Genomic DNA, 23,037 nt, shown 5'->3' on the forward strand with positions numbered 1-23,037 from the left:
TGCTATTTAGTAATTTCGTACAAAAGTATTCGATTTCATTGAAAGTAGAAAGCACTACGAAGAAACTTCGTATCTTTTAACCTTTGTACCTTGCTTTTTTTATCCTTTCGCATTGAGCAGAGGCTTAAACTTTTCCAAAGCACATTCCCAAACTCTCTTTGCTTCGTCCATCGTACCACAGAATTCACCGCCTGAGGCGTTCAAATGTCCACCTCCATTAAAGAATTCGGCAGCTATTTGGTTACAGGGAAATGTACCTACGGAACGAAGAGATACCTTGATTGTCGATTTCTCCGTATCTTCACGCAGAAAACAAGAACAAGCTACCCCTTTAATGGTCAGAGGAATATTTACAAAGCCTTCACTATCCCCACGTATATAATCGAAATGTCCCTGCTCTTTCTTGGTTAATGAAATCAGGGCGGCGTGATAGTCGGGATAAACTTGCATTTGAGACAGGATATAGCCCATCAATCGCAGGCGACTTTCGGAATATGTATTATAAACTTTCCGGTAAATATCATCTTTGTCTATACCTTTAGAAAGCAGTTCGCCGATTATAAAGTAGATTTCACGATTATTCGAATTGTAAGTAAAACCACCCGTATCAGTCATCATACCTGTATAGATACACTCCGCACATTCTTTCGTTATATCACCGAAATACCCCATACGGCACATCAACCTGAATACTAACTCGGAAGTAGAAGAAGCGCCCGGATGTGAGATTGTGATATCACAAAACTCTTCGGGAGACAAATGATGGTCTATTAACATCTTTTTACCTTTAGCAGCTTTTAAAGAATTTGCTATTGCCTCAATACGGCTCAAGGAGTTGAAATCCAGGCAACAGATAATTTCCGCTTCGGCTATCAGCTTGTCAGCAAAATCTTTATAATGATCATAGAGTAGTATATCTTTGCTACCCGGCATCCATTTCAGAAAATCAGGAAAAGCGTTCGGTACAATAACATTCGCTATCTTATCCTGCGAATTCATGAAGTGCCACAATCCAAGTGAGGAACCGATTGCATCACCGTCCGGCGCTACATGGGCAATGATAACAATTCTTTCCGCATGCCCCATCCATCTTTCAAAACGATCTATTTTAGCTTGCTCTATTACTTTGGTCAACATATTCTTAGTTACTATTTGAAGATTTTTGCTCAACAATCGGAAAAAACTCCTCTCGCCTATACAATTGAAACGGCAAAAGTACGAAAAAGTTCTGTAGTTGACGGAAAGTAACAAGAGTTTCTTTAGTCTTCGTATTCCATTATCTTCCTCAACGGAGCCAGTAAACGTTCCAACACATTCCGGTCTGCCAATATAATATCCGCCGTACCCTTCAGTTCACGTACGGTGGGGAGTGTTTTGCCATAATTTGTGCGCAAGCCCTCCGGCAAAGTGATTTCCACAATATATACTCCGTCTTCTGTCGGAACCGGAGAAATGCTCTCCACTCTTCCTTTTACATAACCGAATTCCTGATCGGGATAATTATCCATACGTACATGTACCTTCTGTCCTACCTGCACCTTTCCTGAACCTTGCAAAGGAAGTTTTGCCTTTCCAACCACTTTCGAGTCACCGGACGGTTGTACTACAAAAACCGTCTCCCCCGATTCCACATTCTGGTTGCGGCTCCAGACTGTCATAAAAGTTACCTTACCGGAAACCGGACTGCGAAACAAATAGTTCTGTTCCCACGAACTCAATTGAGCCTCGAGCTGTTCAACTGCATTTTTCAATTCGAGTCTACGGTTTTGCTCTTCGTCATAAGCCTGTTTACCCAAATCTAACAAGTTTTCTTCCTGCTGCTCCAACTGCATTTCTGCCTGCAACAAACTCATGCCGGAAGTTTCTCTGGTACGAAGACTTTGCAGATAACGGCTACCCGACTCTTCAAATTCCGCCGCAATCATAGCATCTCCTTCAAAAAGAATGGAATCCCTGTCATACATACTTTGCGCCAATTTCATTTCCTTTTCAGTCAATGCGCGCTCACGCTGCACCAGGTCGAGATAAGAACGCTGTCCTGCCAACTGTTTTCTCCCGGCATTCAATTTCTTCGCATAATAATCCTGCTCAACAAAACGGGCATAATCCGAAAGAGCTGTAATGAAAGAAGCATATACAGACTGTAGCTCTCCCAACTGCAAACGTTTACCTGTAAAATATGCCGTTCCTTCATCCGGACTATAACCGGCCGATTTCCATTTTTTCATAGAATCTGTCAACCACAGCACATCTTCCGTTACAGAGGTATTTTGAATTACCCCCAAACGTTCGCCCACCTGTACCATACCACCGTTATTCACATACAAGGTATCAATCTTCCCCGCCGAGCGCGCCAGGATAAAGGCAGGAGGTTCTTCAGTGGTCAGCGTTACTTCCGCCTGCAGCACATCCGGATACCGAAATATCCAACACCCAACCAGTATAACGAACAGAATAACAAACAGTACCGTTATCCCCCATCTCACTACCCAGGGCGAAATATGATTCATAACTTCCTGCACCTCTCCGCTACGCAGTTCTATCTCTTTATATTTCTTCTCTTCTTCCACAGTTTTGAATTACAAATTTCTAATTACCCAGTTCCAATTGATTTTTCACTAACTGATAATACAGACCTTTCTGTTCAGTAAGTTCCCGGTGAGTCCCCTCTTCTGCTATCTTCCCCTTATCCAACACTATGATGTTATCCGCATCCTTCACCGTACTCAGTCTATGTGCCACAACCACTACCGTTTTCCCTTTATAGAATTCATGTAGATGTTCCATAATCTCACGTTCATTATTGGCATCCAACGCATTAGTGGCTTCATCAAAAAACAGATAATCCGGATTCTTATAAACTGCACGGGCAATCAAGATGCGTTGCCGTTGCCCCTGGCTGATACCATTTCCTTCCATACCGATTTTCGTATTGTAGCCTAACGGCAAAGAATCAATAAAGTCACGAATGTTGGCAATGGTCACTGCATGACGCAAGCGTTCAACATCAATCTGTTCCTCGCCTACTGCGATATTCTGCGCAATTGTTTCGGAGAATATAAAACCATCCTGCATCACCGAACCGGTTCGGGCACGCCACAAGTGAGGATTGATATTTTCCAACGGAGTATCCTGTACCTTGACCGTTCCCTTATTGGGAGTATAGAAGCCAAGCATCAACTTTATCAGCGTAGTCTTACCACTGCCACTTGCCCCCACAATGGCTGTCACCTTATGCTGGGGGATATGTACGGAAATATCATCCAACACATAATCCCTGTTTGCGCCATCATAACTGAACGACAAGTTCTCAATCCGTATATCCCCCTTTTCCGGTAGAACCGTCAGTTTCGACGAGATATCCTGTTCCTCATCCCTTTTACCATGTATCTCGTTCAGACGCTCCAGGCTAATCTTGGCATCCTGAAACTGCTGTGCAAAGCCTATGAAGGAAGAAACCGGAGAACTCAACTGTCCAATAATATAAGTAAGAGACATCATCATACCCAAAGTCATCTGCCCATCTATCACAGCCTTTGCCGCAATAAATGAAATCACGATGTTCGTGGTCTGGTTAAAGAAGATGGAACCTACTTGTTGTACCTGTCCCAGCGCCAAACCTTTTATACTGATCTTGAATAGCTTCACCTGTATGCGCTCCCACTGCCAGCGTTTCTGCGTTTCACAGTTATTCAGTTTGATTTCCTGCATGGCAGTCACCATTTGTATCAAACTGCTCTGTTCTCCTGCCGCCTGTGCAAAACGGCGTATGTCCAATTCGCGCCGGTACTTCATGAAAACAAGTATCCAACAAACGTACAAGGTATTGCCCAGTAGAAAAATGCCTAATACCGTGAGATTATAGTAGGCAAGTACAAAAGCAAAAATGAAGAAGTTGACAAACGAAAAGAGCGTAGTAATAGAAGAACCAGTCAGAAAGGTTTTTATGCGTTCGTGGTCACCGATACGCTGCATAATGTCGCCTACCATTTTTGAATCAAAGAAATGCAATGGTAACTTCATCAATTTTGCCAGAAAATCAGATATCAATGATATGGTAATCCTCGTGTTGACATGCAGCAATATCCAGCTACGGATAAATTCTACCGACAGTTGTGAAACTGAAATTATGATTTGAGCTACCAACACCAGTATTATAAAGTTCAGATTACTGTCGCGTATACCGACATCCACCAACGACTGTGTAAGAAAAGGAAGGATAAGCTGCAACAAACTGACAGTCAACATTCCCAATATCAATTGTATCAGTTGTTTCCGATAAGGGGTGAGATACCTCAAAAAGAAAAGCAATCCCCTTTCTCTAACTTCCGGTTCATCTTCACGATGATAAAAGTCGGGGCCGGGTTCTAAAATCAGTGCAGTCCCTACATCTTCCCCTTCCGCCTTTGTCGACAGCCAGCATTTCTTGAATTCCTGTTCGTTATAAGTCACCAACTGTTTTCCGGGATCGGCAATCCGGAGCCAGTACTCTCCCCGCTTCTTTTTAATGCCATAACAGACTACAAAATGATTTTGATTCCAATGCAGGATACAAGGTAAAGGCGCATCGGAAATCAACTGATCAAATGATATATGTACGCCCGCTGTACGAAAACCAATAGCCTCTCCCGCATCACTGATGCCTAAAAGGGATACTCCTTCGCGAGATATGAACGAACGCTCCCGCAATGTCTGCAATGAATAACTCTTACCGTAGTATTTGGCAATCATCCGCAAACAGGTAGGACCGCAATCCATTGCATCCGCCTGGTGATAATATGGAAATGACTGTTTCATCAATCAATATTTAAATCTCCAAAATGCCTCATATCTTCAATCTTATAGTTATCCGGTAACTGGTAACCATTTATTAAAATAGTGGGAGTCGCTGTTAACCTGTTTGTATGTTGCCATTCATTATGATTAGCCAACTCCCGGTTAACCTCCGTACTTCCCAAATCATAACCGAATGTCATGATATACGTTTCACCCATATACTTCTTTCCTGCAAACCATTCATCGTAAATCATTCCAGCTTTATCGCTGCTTTCTTGTTGATAAACGGCAAGAAGGAAGCGGGCGCTGCTTTCAAGTTCCTTACTGAAAGATGAAAAAATATATTGCACACAGACCTTATCTCCCATTTCTTTCAACAGTGCACCTATACGCTCGTGCATCTGTGCGCATGGATTACAATGCGGATTAGTCAAGACTGTAATACACAGTTTTGCTTGCGGACATCCCCAAAGTATCTGAGAATTACTAACCTCATAACGAGGCTGCTGTTCCAATTGGGAAAGAAAAACATTCTCTGATGCTTTCAGATTATTCAGTTCATACTTCACATTCTCCAATTGTTCCGAACGAAACCAACGTTCCGTCAGAAGATGCAAAGACAGGAAAGGAAGTAAATAAAGTATTGCCACAGACAGAACTTCCTGTATCTCGAAAGCCGGCCATTGCCATCCCCCAACAACATTGACAATAGCCGTCAGCCAAAGCAGCAGCAATGCAGACAGGCACAACGGACACCACTGCTTAGCGACTTTATACTGATACCAAACACTCCAAACCGTGTAAGGTAAAGATAATAAGTTGACAAGAGCCAGATAAGGCCCCCATTGGGGATAAAACACTATTATAATAAGACTTGAAACAAAATAACCAACTCCAATTTCACTCCAACTGAATATACCCCATAGTTTAGCTGCTTCAGATTCCAATACACTGTTGCAATCACCCTGTTTGAACAACGAACAAATCTTATCTGTATATTCACTTTGCATCTTGCCCTGCTTCATCAATAATAAATAAGCTACCCCTATACCTACCAGATTAATCAGTAATAATGAACTACCTATTACTGAAGAGAACAGATGATGCTCCAAGCATCCCAACAACAATAAAACAGCCAGAATTATAATCAGACCTGTTTTCCGAACTGAATGTAGAAACTCCGTTTTCCGATGTTTTTTATATTCCGGCTCTACTGATGATTTCCCCGGTTCAGCTACAAGTGCGATACCCGACCACAGTCTTTTAAATTCATCTACAGGCACAGATATTTGTTTTCCCCGCCAGATATACTCCACCGTCTGAGCGGACAGTCGTTTTACCACTACAAAGTCATTACTAACATGAGCAACAAAAGGAGGAACAAATTCGCTCAAATCTTTATCTTCCACCTGTACTCCCGTATTCTCTATCTTATACACTGACAACATATCCGACAAGCCATATAAGTTATAGCGATGCGGATGTTCTACAAAAAGTTTATCAGCATAACTTCCTGTAAAGGGTATGCGCAGTTCTTTCAGATAGCTTGATAAAAGTGTTTTCATATACCTAAGAATTTACAGACCTCTATTCATCTTTCAACCGAATCATTACCATCACTAAGTTACCTTCAGGGTCTATATTCTCTCGTTGCAAGATTTCTTCCGGTAGCTCATACGGGTCAATCCTTCCTATCATATATTCTCTATTACCTTTGGGGGAATATGTAAACCCCCATCTCAAGGGTATATTGATTTGAGTATTTAAATCGTCCAGAAGTTTCTTTGTTCCTACAAATACTTGCTTTTTTTTATCGTAGAAACCAAAAGAGAGAGGAGACTTAAAAGTTGCATCAATCCACTTAAAAAACAGAAAATTCTTCGTTTCAGCAAACATTGTGAAAACCATCATATCTTCATCTACATCTACTGTTGACGGATCCAAACGAAATTCTCCTTTTCCCCATAAGAAAGCAGAGGTAACTCCTTGATCGGTTAACCGGAAAATTGTATCATTAAACAAATCATAGTACATCAAGGAATTATTAAAAGGTGGGATACTAGCTCTTCCATACCTTCTTGCTCTTTCCATGCTTGTTCTTTCCGGTACAGGTTGCCCCATAGCTTGTTTAGTCCCTATACAATTCCCATTACCATCAGTAACTATCCAATAATAAGGATCAGCCAATCCCCACATTGATAGATAAAAGAAATAATATTTACCATTAAGAACTTGTATTATAAAAGGGGGACCATACTCTTCATTTGGAAAACCAACAAGATGAATACGGTTTAAGAACTCCCCATCGTACGAATAATTCACAACTACTTGTTCCGGTATACTATACACACAAACCCGTTTATCATAAGTATCAATAGCCACCGTATGATAACTATTATATTCCATTGGTCCTTGTCCAATCCCACCTATTTTTTGAAGGAATTTTCCTTCGTTCGAATACTTCAAAGGACCTTCCGACGTAGTAACAAAAAAGAAACTGTCAGTCAGACAGGGGTTAGCATATCCGGCCAATATATTATCATTGTCGAGTTGTATCAATATTACACTATCCGCTATTTCAGACAACGGTATCACAGCACGCAAATCATCTATTGGCCTTATTTCCAGAAGTCCGGTACTTGGTTGAGGGGAATTGCAACTAAGAAAACAAAAAAGAGCTAATAATAAAATAAATATTTTCATAACTTAGTTCGTTAAAAAGATGGATTCCACATTTATACTACTTTAAATGCAGAACCCATCTTTAGGTTCTTAAGTAAAATTAAGAGCACGTAACTTTAGCTTTTTCTCCATAAGGAACATACAAAGCTAAAGCGTTCGCATTAGCTGATGCAACACTTGCCGCACAAACTTCCCCCGTAATAACATCACCATTATAAGTGATCTTACAAGAGTACACTCGCTCACCCGGAGCGCAAAAAGTAGTAGGAATAGCCCCACCACGTACTTGCTTCATTTCCGAATCATTCAAAATCTTTTTCATAAAACATCAATTTTAATAAATTACTTAAAAAAACTTGGAATGTGACAAAGTTAAACAAAATATCAAGAATAAAAAAACAACAGAGATATAAGAAATAGGTTTTTCATACATAACAAATTATATTCTTATTAATGTATTTAACGGCTTACAGGCTTATATCATCTTTCAGCCGAATCAAAACTAATACCGGATTACCTTCTAAATCATCCGGATCAATTCCCCATGGAATAGCATTGGGAATATCCGCCACTTCATTACTTTTCGTTTTAGTCAATAAATAGTCATGTTCCCCTATCCGAAGATAATCAAATCCTCCAAAACGTAACGACATATTCGCCCTCTTATCATAAACCATATCGTCCTTCAGTCTGTAAGTAATTCCGGTCTTTTTGTTGTAAAGAAGATAAAAACCACTAGCTTTACGAGCCATATAAACCCAAGATAAAAACAGAAATGCTTTCGTTTCTATGATTGTTGAACATCTCATGCGGTCATCTGGAAGATCATTAAAACTATCGGTTTCCAACAACCGGAATTTTCCTTTTTTCCACAAATATGCTGCTTCTTCCTGAGAAGGTCTCACATGAAAAATTGTATCATTATAGAGATTCCAATAGAGCATTGTACTATCATCCGAATGAGTATAATAAGTGACATAAAGCACACCCTCATCACCTTTCTTCTGCTTATCACGACTTCCAGTCTTATATTTAGCCAGACTTCCATCTTTCCTGATGGCTACCCAATATAGAGATTTATTATTCACAGTATAACGACATTGAGATTCATAAAAAAATATCAAGTCATTCTGAACACGCATATAACATGGATAGAATTCTTTCTCCGGGAACTGAACATGAATACGGTTTAGAAAATCGCCTGCAAAAGAATAGCTCAATAATATATCCGGGCTCATAAATACATAAACCACCTCATTGACTTCATCTACCGTCATTTTATAATAATATCTGTGATGCTCTTCCGGACCTTCTCCTATACTTCCTATCTGTCTTAAAAAACGTCCCGCCGAATCATACATTAATATTCCATTTTTGGGAGTCCCGAATATGTAACGTTCAGTACAAAACACATCTCCTAATCCTGCGAGTACTATAGAATTATCCATTTGAATATACTTAACCGTATCAATAATATCGGAAAGTTCCACATGCTTTGAAGAATAGTCCGTAGGACTCAATACAGGTAAGGTGTTATTCTTATCTGTTATAGTAGAACAAGATAAGAGCAATATAAAAAAAAGCCAAAGTAACTGTTTCATGATATAAACTTTCAAGTTAAAAAGAAGGAACTCTAAATGTTACAAGATATGTAGTCTTCTAAACCCTAAATCCGGTAAACACTACAGAGTGCCTTCTTTTATTTAAAACTTATGCACAAGCTATAGTTTCTATAGCGCCAACATCTTCTTTTTTTCGTTGAGCGTAAACAAGTGTAACAGCAGTAAGTCCATTACCAGCACATACAGCCCCTGTACTCTGGAAACCATTACCATAAGTTGTTGTACAAGTGTACAATTTCTCACCAGGATAACAATAATCAGAAATAATCGCTCCTCCACGTACTTGTTTCATCTCTGATACATTCAAAATCTTCTTCATAATTATGAGAGTTTTAAAATTAATTATAAAAACTTCCGCCTTATCCATCCCAACAGGCAGCTACCCCGTTACGATTCATGCTATACGGTATCAGCATCAAAGTTGAAATGCAGCTAACATCCAACTTGGAATGTGGCAAAGTTAAGCAGGACGCCACACTTTAACAAGAAAATGAACTGGACAAAAAACAAGTTAGTTACAACGCTATAAATCAAACAATTACATCCTAAAACAAGATAAAATCAAGAGCTTCAACCGGACAACACATTATCTTTCTTCTCTACAATTTCCGTATAAAAGCATCAAAGGAATCCCGACAGACAACAAGAACTTAGCTTTCATACGTTGCTTGGACTTTGTAATAGCATCCGCAGTCACATTAGAAATTAGCAATCATGCTATTCGTAAACCTGTCACGGATAAAATAACAGAACTGACCCCATAGTTATTTCTTCAGCCGAATCCTTATCTGTACAATATTACCTTCTTCATCTATACTCTCAGCCTGCTTCCGTATCTTCGGATCATCGGAAGCCAACCAAGCATCCAGCAATTTATAAGTTGGATAACCACATTCCAAATATTCACGACCATCCATTACATAATAATTATCAGGAATAACAGAAGGAAGCCCCCACAAATCATCAATAATTCCTTCCGAATTAAATAGCTTCCCGGATGATTTATCATAAAAACAATAATTCCATCGATTCTTCATTGTATCAGAAGGACGCCATATACACAAATAATAATGAACTGTTTCGAATATAGTATATATTATCATAGATTGTTCGAATTCTTCCTTTTCCACTTTGACAGGGGTCAATCGATTATCCCACTTACCCCATACAGCAACAGCCTCCTCCCCTTTCTCTGAAACTCGATAGATGGTATCACTGTATTGATTCCATACTAACATGGTATCACCGAAAACGCCCACATGATGGGATGGAAAGCTCGGATAGTTGCCCATAGGAGCAAAATGTACACTTTCGTCTTGCTTGGAAGATAACAAATTTCCTATTGTATCTGTTATTGCATACACATAGAATGGTAATTCATTACCAGCTTCTACAGTATAATAAAAGTAAAATTTATCTTTCATGTAGTAGAATTTCCACGCCCAGTCTTTAGGAAGTTGAAGAGAATATTTATTAAGAAAAGTACCTTCATAAGAAAAAGACAGCAGCTCAGAAGTAGCCATAAGATAAACATATATAATTCGGTCAGTTTCATTTATAGCCATAGTATAATACCTGTTGTATTCACCAGGTCCTTGCCCTACACCCCCTATTCTATTCATGAAATGCCCTTCCTTATCGTATCTCAATATCCCCTGTTCCGTTCCAGCCAAGAAAAAAGATGAAGCATGTATTATCCTGGCTCCTTTATAATCAATAGAATCAGATTGAATAATCGTCATTTCGTCTGCTATATCCGACAACTTCACGTCCTTTTTAATGAAATCATTATAATTCCAAACCATAATAGAACTTTCCGGCTTAGTATGGCAGGAATATAAGAAAAACAGCAGAGATATAAGAAACAAGTTTTTCATATCTAACAAATTATATTCTTATTAATGTATTTAATGATTTACAGGCTTATATCATCTTTCAACCGAATCAAAACTAACACCGGATTACCTTCCAAATCATCCGCATCCAATTTTTGATGAAGAGCACCGGGAATATTCTCTACCTTATATGCTTTTGTTAGCGCTACAAGATATTCACGTCCTTTCAGTCTGGCATAAGACATCCACATATTGCGCACTGATAAATCTCCATGCTTGTCATATATCATATCATTCCTAAGCTTATATGTAATGCCTGTATGCTTATCATACAAATTACAATATACCTCCTTACCTGTAATTTCAGGTACCCAAGTCAACAACAGAAATTTTTTAGTATCAATTATTCGTGAGCATCGAATACGTTCTTCTGGAATTGAAGAGAGGTTATCTGTTTCCTGTAAGCGAAAATCTCCTTTATCAAATAAATAAGCAGCTCTCTCAGAAGAAGGGGTTACATGAAAAATAGTATCATTAAAATTATCCCAATAAATCATTGTACTATCATCTACAGAAGTATAATTATTAACCAACAAAACTCCTTCGTAAAAAGATGTCCTGCTTTCTGGCCCCCGACGACACTTTACAAAAGTACCATCATTGTTCATTACCATCCAATACAACGGTTTCTCACCAACAGCTCCGGAATTCATATAGTAGAAATATAACAAGCCATTTTGAACCTGAAAAATATCCGGGCAATACATACCACTTTCTTTTTCCGGCATTTGCAAATGTACACGTTGCAAGAATTCCCCTGTCAAAGAATAGCTTAACAAAATATCGGGATACATAAAAGCATAAACAATCCCATTCACAGCATCTACAGCCATATTATAATTACCACTTTGATACTCTTCAGGTCCTTGACCTACACTTCCTATTGTATTCAGGAAGCGTCCTTTCAAGTCGAACCTCAAAATACCATATTTCTTATTAGTTCCTATGATAAAACTATCCGTTAAATTCAAATTTCCTATCCCGGAAAGCAGGATACTATCATCAAATTGAACATACATCACCGTATCTATTACATCTACTAAATCTATGGTGGAAGATGCGTCAAAAGGAAAGAAAACCGGTAACCCTTCTTTCTTATTCACAGAAGAACAGGAAAGTAGTATAAAAAAAAGAAGAAACTGTATTTTTGTACCACAATTTACAGTGACTTTTATAAGCATTATATTATTAATAGAGTTTAATAGTTTACAAATTCATAATTCATCTTTCAGCCGGATCAGAACTAATACCGGATTACCCTCCAAATCGTCCGAATCAATTCCCCACGGAATAGCATTAGGAATATTCGCCACTTCATAGCTTTTCGTTTGAGACAATAGATAGTCGTGCTCCCCTATTCGAAGATAATCAAATCCATTAAAACGTAACGACATATCCGCTCTCTTATCATAAATCATATCATCCTCCAATCTGTAAGTAATTCCAGTCTTTTTGTCGTAAAAAAGATAAAAGATACCAACTTTACGAGCCATATAATCCCAAGATAAAAGTAGAAATGCTTTCGTTTCTATGATTCTTAAACACCTTATTCGACCTTCCGGAGGGTCACGTAAACTATCAGTTTCCAACAACCGAAATTTTCCTTTTTTCCACAAATATGTAGCTTCTTCATGAAAAGGTCTCACGTGAAAAACTGTATCATTATAGAGATTCCAATAAAACATTGTACTATCATCTAAATTAGTACAATAAATGGGATAAAGCACTCCTTCATCACCTCTTTCCAGTTTATCACGACTTCCAGTCTTATATTTAGCTAGACTTCCATCCTTCTTGATAGCTACCCAATATATAGGTTTATTATTCACAGTATAATAACATTGAGATTCATAAAAAAATATTAGGTCATTCTGAACGCGGATAGAACTTGGATAGAATCCTTTCATATTCTCTGGAAACTGAACATGAACACGGTTTAGAAAATCGCCCGCAAAAGAGTAACTCAATAATATATCCGGTCTCATAAATACATAAACCACCTCATTGACTTCATCTACCGCCATTTTATAATAATAACGATGATGCTCTTCCGGACCTTCTCCGACACTTCCTATCTGTCTTAAAAAACGTCCCAACGAATCATACATTAATATTCCATATTTCGAACTCCCGAATATGTAACGTTCAGTATAAAACACATTTCCAAACCCTGCGAGCACCATAGAGTTATCCAATTGAATATACTTAACCGTATCAATGATATCGGAAAGTTCCACATGCTTTGAAGAATAGTCCGTAGGACTCAATACAGGCAAGGTGTTATTCTTATCTATTGCAGTAGAACAAGATAACAAACAAATAACTAAACAGACAAACAGTAATCTCATACCTATTCTTTTTTTTTAAGATAATTAGTTTCTTGAATAAGTAGAATGTATTTAATGGTTTACAAGATTATATTTATCTTTCAACCGAATCCTTATCCGTACATTATTACCTTCTTCATCTATACTCTCAGCCTGCTTCCGTATCTTCGGATCATCGGAAGCCAACCAGGCATCAAGTAATTTATAAGTCGGATAACCACATTCTAAATACTCACGACCATCCATCACATAATAGTTAGAAGGAAAAACAATAGGAAGCCCCCATAAATCATCTACAATTCCTTCCGAATTAAATAGCTTACCGGATGCTTTATCATAAAAACAATAATTCCATTGACCATTCATTACATAGGGACGCCATATACACAAATAATAATGGACTGTCTCGAATATAGTATATATTATCATAGATTGATGATATTCTTCCTTTTCCACCTTAACCTTGACAGGGGTCAATCGCTTATCCCATTTACCCCATACAGCAAAAGCTTCCTCACCTTTTTCTGAAACCCGATAAATAGTATCACTATATTGATTCCAAACCAACATGGTATCACCGAAAACTCCCACATGATCAGATGGGAAGCTCAGACAATAGTCCCCAGGAGCAAAATGTATACTTTCGTCTTGCTTGGAAGATAACAAATTTCCTATTGTGTCCGTTATTGCATACGTATAAGGTAGTAATTCACCACTAGCTGCTACAGTATAATAAAAGTAGAATTTATCTTTCATATAGTAGAATTTCCATGCCCAGTCTTTAGGAAGTTGAAGAGAATGTTTAGTAAGAAAAGTACCTTCATAAGAAAAAGATAACAGCTCAGAGGTGGGCATAAGATAGACATATATAATCCGGTCTGTTTCATTTACAGCCATAGTATAATACTTGTTGTACTCACCAGGACCTTGCCCTATAGATCCTATTCTATTCATGAAATGCCCTGCCTCATCGTATTTCAATATTCCCTGTTCCGTTCCAGCCAAGAAAAAAGATGAAGCATGTACAATTCCAGCCCCTTTATAATCAATAGAATCAGGCTGAATAATCGTCATTTCATCTGCTATATCCGACATCTTCACGTCCTTGTTAATGAAATCATTATAATTCCAAACCGGAATAGAACTTTCCGGCTTACTATGGCAGGAATATAAGAAAAACAGCAGAGATATAAGAAACAAGTTTTTCATACCTAACAAATTATATTCTTATTAAAGAGTTTAATAGTTTACAGGCTTATATCATCTTTCAGCCGAATCAAAACTAACACCGGATTACCTTCCAAATCATCCGAATCAATTCCCCATGGGATAGCATTAGGAATATCCGCCACTTTATAACTTTTCGTTTGAGCCAATAGATAGTCGTGCTCCCCTATTCGAAGATAATCAAATCCATTAAAACGTAACGACATATCCGCCCTCTTATCATAAATCATATCATCATTCAGTCTATAAGTAATTCCAGCCTTTTTGTCATAAAGAAGATAAAAGGTTCTAGCTCCACGAACCATATAGTTCCAAGTTAAAAGCAGAAATGCTTTCGTTTCTATGATTCTTGAACACCTCATGCGATCATCCGGAAGATCATTAAAACTATCAGTTTCCAAAAATCGGTATTTCCCTTTTTTCCACAAATATGCAGCTTCTTCACGAGAAGGCCTCACATGAAAAACTGTATCATTATAGAGATTCCAATAAAGCATTGTACTATCATCCGAATGAGTATAATAAGTGACATAAAGTACCCCCTCATCACCTTTCTTCTGTTTATCAAGACTTCCGGTCTTATATTTAGCCAGACTTCCATCTTTCCTGATAGCTACCCAATATAGAGGTTTATTATTCACAGTATAATGACATTGAGATGCATAAAAAAATATCAAGTCATTCTGAACACGCATAGAGCATGGAAAGAATCCTTTTATATCCCCCGGAAACTGCGCATGAACACGGTTTAGAAAATCGCCCGCAAAAGAATAACTCAATAATATATCCGGCCTCATAAATACATAAACTACCTCATTGACTTCATCTACCGCCATGTCATAATTATAACTGTGATACTCTTCCGAACCTTCCCCTATACTTCCTATCTGTCTTAAAAAACGTCCCAACGAATCATACATTAATATTCCATATTTCGAACTCCCGAAGATGTAACGTTCAGTACAAAACACATCTCCCAATCCTGCGAGTACCATAGAATTATCCAATTGAATATACTTAACCGTATCAATGATGTCGGAAAGCTCCACATTCTTTGAAGAATAGTCCGTAGGACTTAATATAGGCAAGGTGTTATTCTTATCTGTTGCAGTAGAACAAGATAAGAGTAATATGAAAAAAAAACAAAGTAGTTGTTTCATAATATAAACTTTCAAGTTAAAAAGAAGGAACTCTTAATATTACAAGATATATAGTCTCCTAAATTCCAAACACCCAGTAAACACTATAGAGCACCTTATTTTATTCAAAACTTATGCACAAGCTACAGAAGCTATTCCACTGGCACCTTCTTTTATTCGTTGTCTGTAAATAAGACCAGCAGCATTAACTCCATCAGATGCACATACTACCCCTGTACTCTGGAAATTGTTATCATAAGTTGTCGTACAAGTGTACAATTTTTCACCCGGATAACAATGACTGGAAGGAGCCGCTCCTCCACATACCTGTTTCATTTCCGAAACGTTTAAAATCTTCTTCATAATTATGAGAGTTTTAAAATTAATAATAAAAACTTCCGCCTTATCCATCCCAACAGACAGCTACCCCGTTACGATTCATGCTATACGGTATCAGCATCAAAGTCGGAATGCAGCTAACATCCAACTTGGAATGTGGCAAAGTTAAGCAGGACGCCACACTTTAACAAGAAAATGAACTGGACAAAAAACAAGTTAGTTACAACGCTATAAATCAAACAATTACATCCTAAAACAAGATAAAATCAAGAGCTTCAACCGGACAACATATTATCTTTCTTCTCTACAATTTCCGTATAAAAGCATTAAAAGAATCACCGGTAGACAGCGAGAACTTAACTTTCATACGTTGCTTGGACTTTGTAATTGCACCTTCAGTTACATTAGTAATTGTAGCAACCATGCTATTCGTAAGTCCGGCACGGATAAGATAACAGATTCTCCGCTCCTGCATACCAAGTTCATAATCGCTCAGCTTCTCCGACATATCACCATAGAAAGTATCGATTACCGCAAATAGTTCCGACCATTCTTCATCCGAATCCACCAGTCCATATACCGGCTGGTCGCGCATCCGGCACAATCGGTTCAATGCAAGCATACGCTCAACAGGCAATAGTGAATGAATTTCCTGATACCCTTTCAATTCTTTCAGATAAGATGCATTCTGCCTCTGCAAATAGGAGTTCAATTCATCCTTATCCTTTTGCCGGACGGACAACTTTTCTATCCGACAAGACAACTCTCGGTTTTCCTGTAACAATTGTTGCCGCTTCTCTTCCGAATCCAGCTTTCCTTCATTCAATTGCCTTTCATTCTCATTCAGGCGGGCAAGCAAATTTCCAATGCGTCGCTGAACATTCCGTTTATACAAGTAGAAAGTCACAAAACCAATTGCCACTAAAAGCACAACTCCGTAACCAGCAGACAGCCGCCACACCGTGAGGCTCAACAACTCATTTTTTATCCGCTGATTCTCATTTTTCAGGACTTCATTATTATATTTATCCTTTATATCACGGTCAAAAGCCTGCTGATTATCATTCATCTTACACCATTCGGCATAAAGTTCCTGATATTCGGAAGCAAACTGTCTGTAGTCTTTCACTTTCAACTCTCCATCCTGCAATGCGCTCAACGCGTGTTCTCTCCCTCTAAGGAAATCGTCTTTTATCAGATACATTCCCACCATGGAGGAGCGCCGCATCGGGAGTTCGTCTGTTGCCGAATTTCTGCGATATTGAAGCATTTGCTGTTTAGCCTCTTCCCAGTTATCCACATCACGGCAGATAATGGACAATTCGGTAGAAATATCCATAAAAAGATTAGGGTCGAAGTCTGCCACTGCCCCTTGTGCCCGGAGGTAGTAATGCAAGGCACTGTCGGGACGGGAAGATAGAAGATGAGCACGCCCCATGTTTCGCAAGGCATTGGCATAGGATGCCATCAAAAGCTTCTCTCCAAATATGTCGGCGGCTTGCGAAAAGCATTGCAATGCGTCGTCATAATTGTGCGCGTTGAGGTATCGGCGGCCATAATAATAATATGTGAAGGCTTTCAGGGATGGAGCTTGCACTGTGTCGGCAGCTGTTAAAGTAATAGCGCTGCGAACAGGGACGCTTTCTTTATGATTCCGGCAGGATGATGCAAGCAGTGTTATCCCCGAAAGAAACAACAAACCAAACAATATTTTCCGTAACAATAGTAGTTTAAACATAGTATACATAGTTTATCATTGATATATAGCGCCTAAATATACTGATTATTACAAATCATCCCTACTTTATATACGAAATTTTACTGATATAAACTCTATTTATATATCCGATTACTACCAATACGAAAGTTGATTGAAGCGATTAATCTTTCAGACAGCTTATCGGTACTACATAAACACCGTCTTCCCGGCGGTAAGCGTATTGTCCCCTCCCGGTAAGAACCATCAGGAATGAAGGAGACTTCATTCTTGCCGTGTCTATTTTGTCAGCCAGCCTCTTGAGGGTATGGGCACCAGCCTCTATCAAACTATCACCGCCCAGTTTTATCTCTATCAGCCCAAAATTACCATTTCGCAAATGTACCACAGCGTCGCACTCCAGTCCGTTCTTATCACGATAATGATACACTTGCCCGTCAAGTGCATCGGCATATACACGAAGGTCACGTACAGCCATTGTTTCAAAAAGTAAGCCGAAAGTATTCAAATCACCAACTAAATCTTCGGGGCCAAGCCCAAGGGCAGCAGTAGCAATGGAAGGGTCTACAAAATAACGAGTATCTGAAGTGCGTATCGCAGTCTTTGACCGGAGGTTAGGACTCCACGCCGGCATATCTTCAATGACGAAGATTTTCTGAAGAGCCATGATATACGAAGCAATGGTATTTTCACTCATACTTCCCGTTCTGTTCTTTTCCAAGTCATCGTATATCGTACTGACAGGCACTTGCCCGCCTTGATGCCGGGAGTAAGAGCGCAATAACCTCCGGGCGAATTCTGAATTCCGGTTTACATTATCCACTCTGGATATATCACTATTAGCAACTGCGTCCACGTAGTTTGCAGCTTGTCGCAAAGCAGCCTTGGGAGGTAAACTGAGAGAACCCGGCCAACCACCCCGGCATATCAGAAAAGCCAGTTCATTCAATGAGACGTCACGTGAAACGGCTGCCGTCATGTTCCCTTGAAACAAAGCATTTAGGCTGACACTACCATTTGATTCTCCGGACTCCCACAAACTCATCGGTCTCATAGTCAGCCAGGCGAACCTGCCAGTTCCGGAATGGGTTAATTCTGTCAGATCCGGCGGAACAGCCGAACCCGTAAAAATAAGCTGTCCGGGTAAACGTCTGCGACTTACTTCAAAGCGCGCGGCATCCCATAATTTTGGAGCCAGTTGCCATTCGTCAATCAGTCTTGGCGTTTCTCCCTGAAAAAGGATTTCTGGGTCTGATTCCGCCAATAGCAAATTGGCTGTACGCGCCTTTGGTGCATCCATATACAACACACTTCTTGCTTGTTGTTCAGCCGTAGTTGTTTTCCCGCACCATTTCGGACCTTGAATCAATACTACTCCCGATGCTTCAAGCTGTTCTTGTAGCATCCTGTCCGCTATTCTTGGTTTATAACCTACCAATGTTTCCATCTTTTTCTTTTATCTTTAACCTTACCGGATATTTCAAAAACAAAGATAATATATTTTCCGTGGACTGTAATGTTTTCTGTGGTTTTATTCACCAAGTTGGCCGTTTTTTATTCACCAAGTTGGCGATTTTGTATTCACCAAGTTGGCTGAAAACTTTTGGAGAATTCGGAAACGCCAGACCCGATATGGAAGACTATTCGTTCCAATATAGAATACGTTTTGTTCCAACCTATAGAAACACTTCGTTCCAACGTATAGAAACACTTCGTTCCAATGCATTGAAACACTTTGTTCCAACGTATAGAAACACTTCGTTCCAATGTGATAAACTTTTAGTTTCAACCCGTTGAAACACTTTGTTTCATACTGCGGAACAAAATGTTCATCACTGTGGAACTAACCGCACAACCTATGTGGTGTGGATGATGTAGCCGGATGATGTACCTGTTGCAGATGTGTGGCAGATAAAGTATCTGCCACACATCTGCAACAGGTATCTGCAACGCTTTAACTCTCTTATTGTCAGATGGATACGAGCAAAAAGGTGGCAGATGGCAGATAAAACCACAAAAAAAACTCTGGGAGGTGTTGCGGAAGCGGACAACCACATCCGCAGTCAGGCAGGTTTACGTTTTAAGTTTCTTCCTCTTCAGGCAGAATACCGGCAGGAAAAAGAAGATACCGATGACGGACATAACCAATCCGCCAATGGTGCCCGATGCCAACGGGAACCAGAAAGCCTCCTTTTCCGTACCCACCATAAAAGGAATAAAGCCCAGAATGGTAGAGACAACCGTGAGGAAAATAGGAACTACCTTTGCATTCCATGCCTTTGTGTAGGCGCGAAGCGCGGAAAGCCGGGGGAATCGGCGGCGGATACTGTTGTACTCGTTTAAAATATAGATGCTGGCATTCACCGTGATGCCGCACAGGAGTACGAACGATGCAAAGCCCCCCTGGTCGAAGTTGAGGCGGAACCAATAGAAAGTAAGGAACACCCCTATATACGATACGGGAATAATGAAGATAATAGCCAAAGGCTGTTTCAGTGAGTTGAACAAAATACTCGTTATGAAGAAGATAATGCCAATCACTACCAATAACAACAAATACTGTTTATTATCCTTCTTTCCCCACATCCACGACTGGCTGTCCGACTCCGCCGTGTAGCCCATAGGCAAAAGTTTATTAAACTCTTCCAAATCCCGTTTCTGTAGCTTGTTACCCTGTTCATACGAACCAATGTATTCGTATTGCAGACACAAGCGGTACTGCTGATTCTCCTTGGCTATCTGCTGCGGCATCTGCCCTTTCTCCACTGCAGCCAATTCGGAGAGCTTATAATACTTTTCACCGTTCGTTCCGTAAGGGAAAAACTGCATGCCCCACACATCGTAATCCCGCGACTGGCGCGAAGAGAGTCTGATACGTTCCGTTCCGTTTTCCGTTACGACAGTACCGACTTCCATGTTCTTACCAAATATGGGCTGGATAGTGGCAAACATATATTGCGCATTAATATTCTCTTGCGCCATGCGTTCTTTGTTCAGATTGAAATAAAACTCCTGGTAATCATCTTTCCACCAGGAAAATTCCGACTGTATGAACACTTCCTTGATACGCCGGTGCGAAAGCAATACTTCTTTCAGTTTCTCCGCCCAGGCATAGAGTTCATCATAATTGTAGCCGTACATCCTGATACGGTAACCACCGGCGCTTTCGCGTACATCATTGCTGAAGCCCTGATCCTGCAAACCGTACACGCTCCAGCTACCGCCGCCCAATTCATTGACTTTACCTATCAGATGGGACTTCAACGTGTACGGGAAACCACTATGTTGATGCTCTTTCTTGAAGTATATCTGAATACTTCCCCTGCGTGCATTGTAGACGGAAGCATGGAACTGCTTGATTTCCTTGAAACCACTGAGATAGGTTTCCACGCGTTTTATCAGCGTATTCATCTGCTCCAACGTGCTTCCATTCGGTAAGTTGGCATAGGCAGATAGCACCACTTCTTCGTTGCGGCTGAAATAACTGCCTTCGTATACATTCCGGACAAAAAGGCGCAAACTGCCTCCCAGTGCTTTGTCCACCACAGGTTTCACTTTCTCTTTATAGGTTGGAGAACCGAGCGTCTTGTTGTACCACTCCACCCATTTGCCCTCGCCCTCCAGTTTTTCGGGAATGAGGAATACCGGAAGTCCAAAGCCGAGCAGCAACACAATACATACCGCCAGCCGCCAACGGAGAAGGAAACGGATGAGTAATTGGTAGAAATGAGTCAGGTGTACCGTAATACGGCGGATGCGTATATGAGCGCGTACCCATCGCTTCACACTTTGCAGCCATTCGGGGGCAACAATCATTCGCCTGCTTTTACGCCGAAGAGCTTTCCCCGGAGATTTCTTCACCAGCTTAATCTTATCTATCATTGCCGGAACAAAGAAAAGGGCTACAAACAGCGATACGGCAAGGTTGATAATCACTACCGCGGCAAAATCCTGCAGGTTCAAACGGATTTTTTCGTCTAAGAAGAAGATGATAACCAAAGCCCCCATAGTGGTCAGCGTAGCCGCCAGTACGGATATAAAGGCTTTCAGGTTTCTACGGTGCAGAATATGGTCGGTCATTACAATCGTGCTGTCTATCACCAGATTCAACGACACGGTTATCCCCGCCAGCGAATACAACTGCATTTCCAGCCCAAAGAGATAATAGAAGATTACCGCTACGGCAATGTTCACGCTCAAGCTGGTAACTATCAGGAAAAGATATCTCAGGTTCAGGGTAATAATCCATACAAATACCAGCAAGATAAGAACCGTCAGCCCTGTACGGAAATAAATTTTGTTCAGCTCCTCACGAATATATTCCGTAGCATCGTAACTGGTATGCACCTCATAGCCGGACGGCAACACCACGCGTATTGCCTCCATCTCTTTCATCACTTCAGTGCTCAGTTGCAACTGGTTGGCTGTTTCTTCCGCCGTAACCGACATATAAATGGAGTTCAGTCCGTTGATGCGGTAATAGCTTTGCGGTTCCTCTTCCGCATGAGCCACCGTCACCAATTCGTCCAAACGGATAATTCTGCCGCCGGGGACAGTCAAGGTAATCACAGACGGGTCAAAAGTGCCGCTCACTCCCTCCGGAGCCAATACAAGGCGTATCCACTGTTTCCCATTCGGCGCATCCATATCGTGCGTACCCAGAAACTCTTTATTATAATGCAGCCGGATTGCCTGCCGGATGTCGGAGACGCTTATACCTAACGTACGCAACTGCTCGTTGTTATACTCCAACCGCCACTCCATCGGGGTAGCGCCGCTCAGCTCTACTTTATAGATTCCCGACAACTGTGCCAGCCGGGGTTTGATGTGTTCTTCCGCATACTGTTGTATCAATATCGGAGTGGAAGGTGCATTCAGCGTAAAAGAAAGGAAGGGGCGGGAAGTATTTTCGTCAGGCACCTGCATCTGGATATACGGATAGCTGACGCCCGAAGGAAGTTGCGACCAGGTTTGCCTGATAATGGTGGAAGCCTCGAAACGGACAGCATCCACATCGGCATGTTTGTCGAGTTCTACCGTAATTCTGCCATACCCGTTGCCGGAAGTGGAATTCAGCCTCTTTACCCCTTTGATACGCGCCAGCATAGACTCCAGCTTACTGGTAGCTTCCATCTCTACCACCCGCGCTGATGTGCCCGGCATACTGAAATATACCGTGAAGCCCGGCAATGTACGCGATGGGTTCAACTTGACCGGAAGCATCGGTATCAAAGCCATACCCACCAGTGCCAGACAGACAAAGGCGATGATGAGGGTGAAGGGGGAGAGGGATTTCATTTTGAATTATGAATT

The 23,037-nt window shown here is 40.4% G+C and carries 17 protein-coding genes; all 17 read right to left on the bottom strand.

The window, feature by feature from the left end; all coding sequences use genetic code 11:
* Positions 1 to 99: 99 nt before the first annotated feature.
* The 17 genes from B2Z67_RS13380 to B2Z67_RS13460 all read right to left on the bottom strand — a co-directional run bounded on the left by B2Z67_RS13380 (position 100) and on the right by B2Z67_RS13460 (position 23,022).
* Positions 100 to 1,137: a DHH family phosphoesterase gene (locus tag B2Z67_RS13380; protein ID WP_291530337.1), complete on the bottom strand. Its 1,038-nt coding sequence runs from the start codon at positions 1,135 to 1,137 to the stop codon at positions 100 to 102.
* 122 nt (positions 1,138 to 1,259) lie between these two features.
* The gene (locus B2Z67_RS13385) at positions 1,260 to 2,570 is read right to left on the bottom strand and encodes an HlyD family secretion protein (RefSeq protein ID WP_291530338.1); all 1,311 of its coding nucleotides are present in this window, start codon (positions 2,568 to 2,570) and stop codon (positions 1,260 to 1,262) included.
* A gap of 19 nt (positions 2,571 to 2,589) precedes the next feature.
* The gene (locus B2Z67_RS13390) at positions 2,590 to 4,800 is read right to left on the bottom strand and encodes a peptidase domain-containing ABC transporter (RefSeq protein WP_291530339.1); all 2,211 of its coding nucleotides are present in this window, start codon (positions 4,798 to 4,800) and stop codon (positions 2,590 to 2,592) included.
* Positions 4,797 to 6,341: a vitamin K epoxide reductase family protein gene (locus B2Z67_RS13395; protein ID WP_291530340.1), complete on the bottom strand. Its 1,545-nt coding sequence runs from the start codon at positions 6,339 to 6,341 to the stop codon at positions 4,797 to 4,799. The genes B2Z67_RS13390 and B2Z67_RS13395 overlap by 4 nt, the downstream gene beginning before the upstream one ends.
* Before the next feature lie 22 nt (positions 6,342 to 6,363).
* Positions 6,364 to 7,479 (bottom strand): 6-bladed beta-propeller, encoded by a 1,116-nt coding sequence (locus B2Z67_RS13400; protein WP_291530341.1) that lies wholly within the window; start codon positions 7,477 to 7,479, stop codon positions 6,364 to 6,366.
* A 79-nt stretch (positions 7,480 to 7,558) separates the two neighbouring features.
* Positions 7,559 to 7,780, bottom strand: a complete 222-nt coding sequence (locus B2Z67_RS13405) for a hypothetical protein (RefSeq protein ID WP_291530342.1) — start codon at positions 7,778 to 7,780, stop codon at positions 7,559 to 7,561.
* A 145-nt stretch (positions 7,781 to 7,925) separates the two neighbouring features.
* Complete coding sequence (locus tag B2Z67_RS13410) at positions 7,926 to 9,059, bottom strand: 6-bladed beta-propeller (protein ID WP_291530343.1); 1,134 nt, start codon at positions 9,057 to 9,059, stop codon at positions 7,926 to 7,928.
* Between the two features lie 109 nt (positions 9,060 to 9,168).
* Complete coding sequence (locus B2Z67_RS13415) at positions 9,169 to 9,399, bottom strand: hypothetical protein (RefSeq protein WP_291530344.1); 231 nt, start codon at positions 9,397 to 9,399, stop codon at positions 9,169 to 9,171.
* Positions 9,400 to 9,844: 445 nt separating this feature from the next.
* A complete protein-coding gene (locus tag B2Z67_RS13420) occupies positions 9,845 to 10,957 on the bottom strand; it encodes a 6-bladed beta-propeller (RefSeq protein ID WP_291530345.1) in 1,113 nt (370 codons plus the stop codon).
* Positions 10,958 to 10,995: 38 nt separating this feature from the next.
* A complete protein-coding gene (locus tag B2Z67_RS13425) occupies positions 10,996 to 12,078 on the bottom strand; it encodes a 6-bladed beta-propeller (RefSeq protein WP_291530346.1) in 1,083 nt (360 codons plus the stop codon).
* A 111-nt stretch (positions 12,079 to 12,189) separates the two neighbouring features.
* Entirely contained in the window at positions 12,190 to 13,323 is a 1,134-nt protein-coding gene (locus tag B2Z67_RS13430) for a 6-bladed beta-propeller (RefSeq protein WP_291530347.1), read from the bottom strand.
* Between the two features lie 51 nt (positions 13,324 to 13,374).
* Positions 13,375 to 14,511 (bottom strand): 6-bladed beta-propeller, encoded by a 1,137-nt coding sequence (locus B2Z67_RS13435; protein ID WP_291530348.1) that lies wholly within the window; start codon positions 14,509 to 14,511, stop codon positions 13,375 to 13,377.
* A gap of 38 nt (positions 14,512 to 14,549) precedes the next feature.
* Positions 14,550 to 15,689, bottom strand: a complete 1,140-nt coding sequence (locus B2Z67_RS13440) for a 6-bladed beta-propeller (RefSeq protein WP_291530349.1) — start codon at positions 15,687 to 15,689, stop codon at positions 14,550 to 14,552.
* Positions 15,690 to 15,800: 111 nt separating this feature from the next.
* The gene (locus B2Z67_RS13445) at positions 15,801 to 16,031 is read right to left on the bottom strand and encodes a hypothetical protein (RefSeq protein ID WP_291530350.1); all 231 of its coding nucleotides are present in this window, start codon (positions 16,029 to 16,031) and stop codon (positions 15,801 to 15,803) included.
* A gap of 280 nt (positions 16,032 to 16,311) precedes the next feature.
* A complete protein-coding gene (locus B2Z67_RS13450; RefSeq protein ID WP_291530351.1) occupies positions 16,312 to 17,745 on the bottom strand; it encodes a tetratricopeptide repeat protein in 1,434 nt (477 codons plus the stop codon).
* A 142-nt stretch (positions 17,746 to 17,887) separates the two neighbouring features.
* Complete coding sequence (locus B2Z67_RS13455; protein ID WP_291530352.1) at positions 17,888 to 19,171, bottom strand: ATP-binding protein; 1,284 nt, start codon at positions 19,169 to 19,171, stop codon at positions 17,888 to 17,890.
* Between the two features lie 626 nt (positions 19,172 to 19,797).
* Positions 19,798 to 23,022 carry an efflux RND transporter permease subunit gene (locus B2Z67_RS13460; protein WP_291530353.1) on the bottom strand — a complete coding sequence of 1,075 codons (3,225 nt, stop codon included), beginning with the start codon at positions 23,020 to 23,022 and terminating at the stop codon, positions 19,798 to 19,800.
* Positions 23,023 to 23,037: the final 15 nt, after the last annotated feature.

It is taken from the genome of Bacteroides sp. UBA939, from assembly GCF_002293435.1.
Lineage (GTDB): Bacteria > Bacteroidota > Bacteroidia > Bacteroidales > Bacteroidaceae > Bacteroides.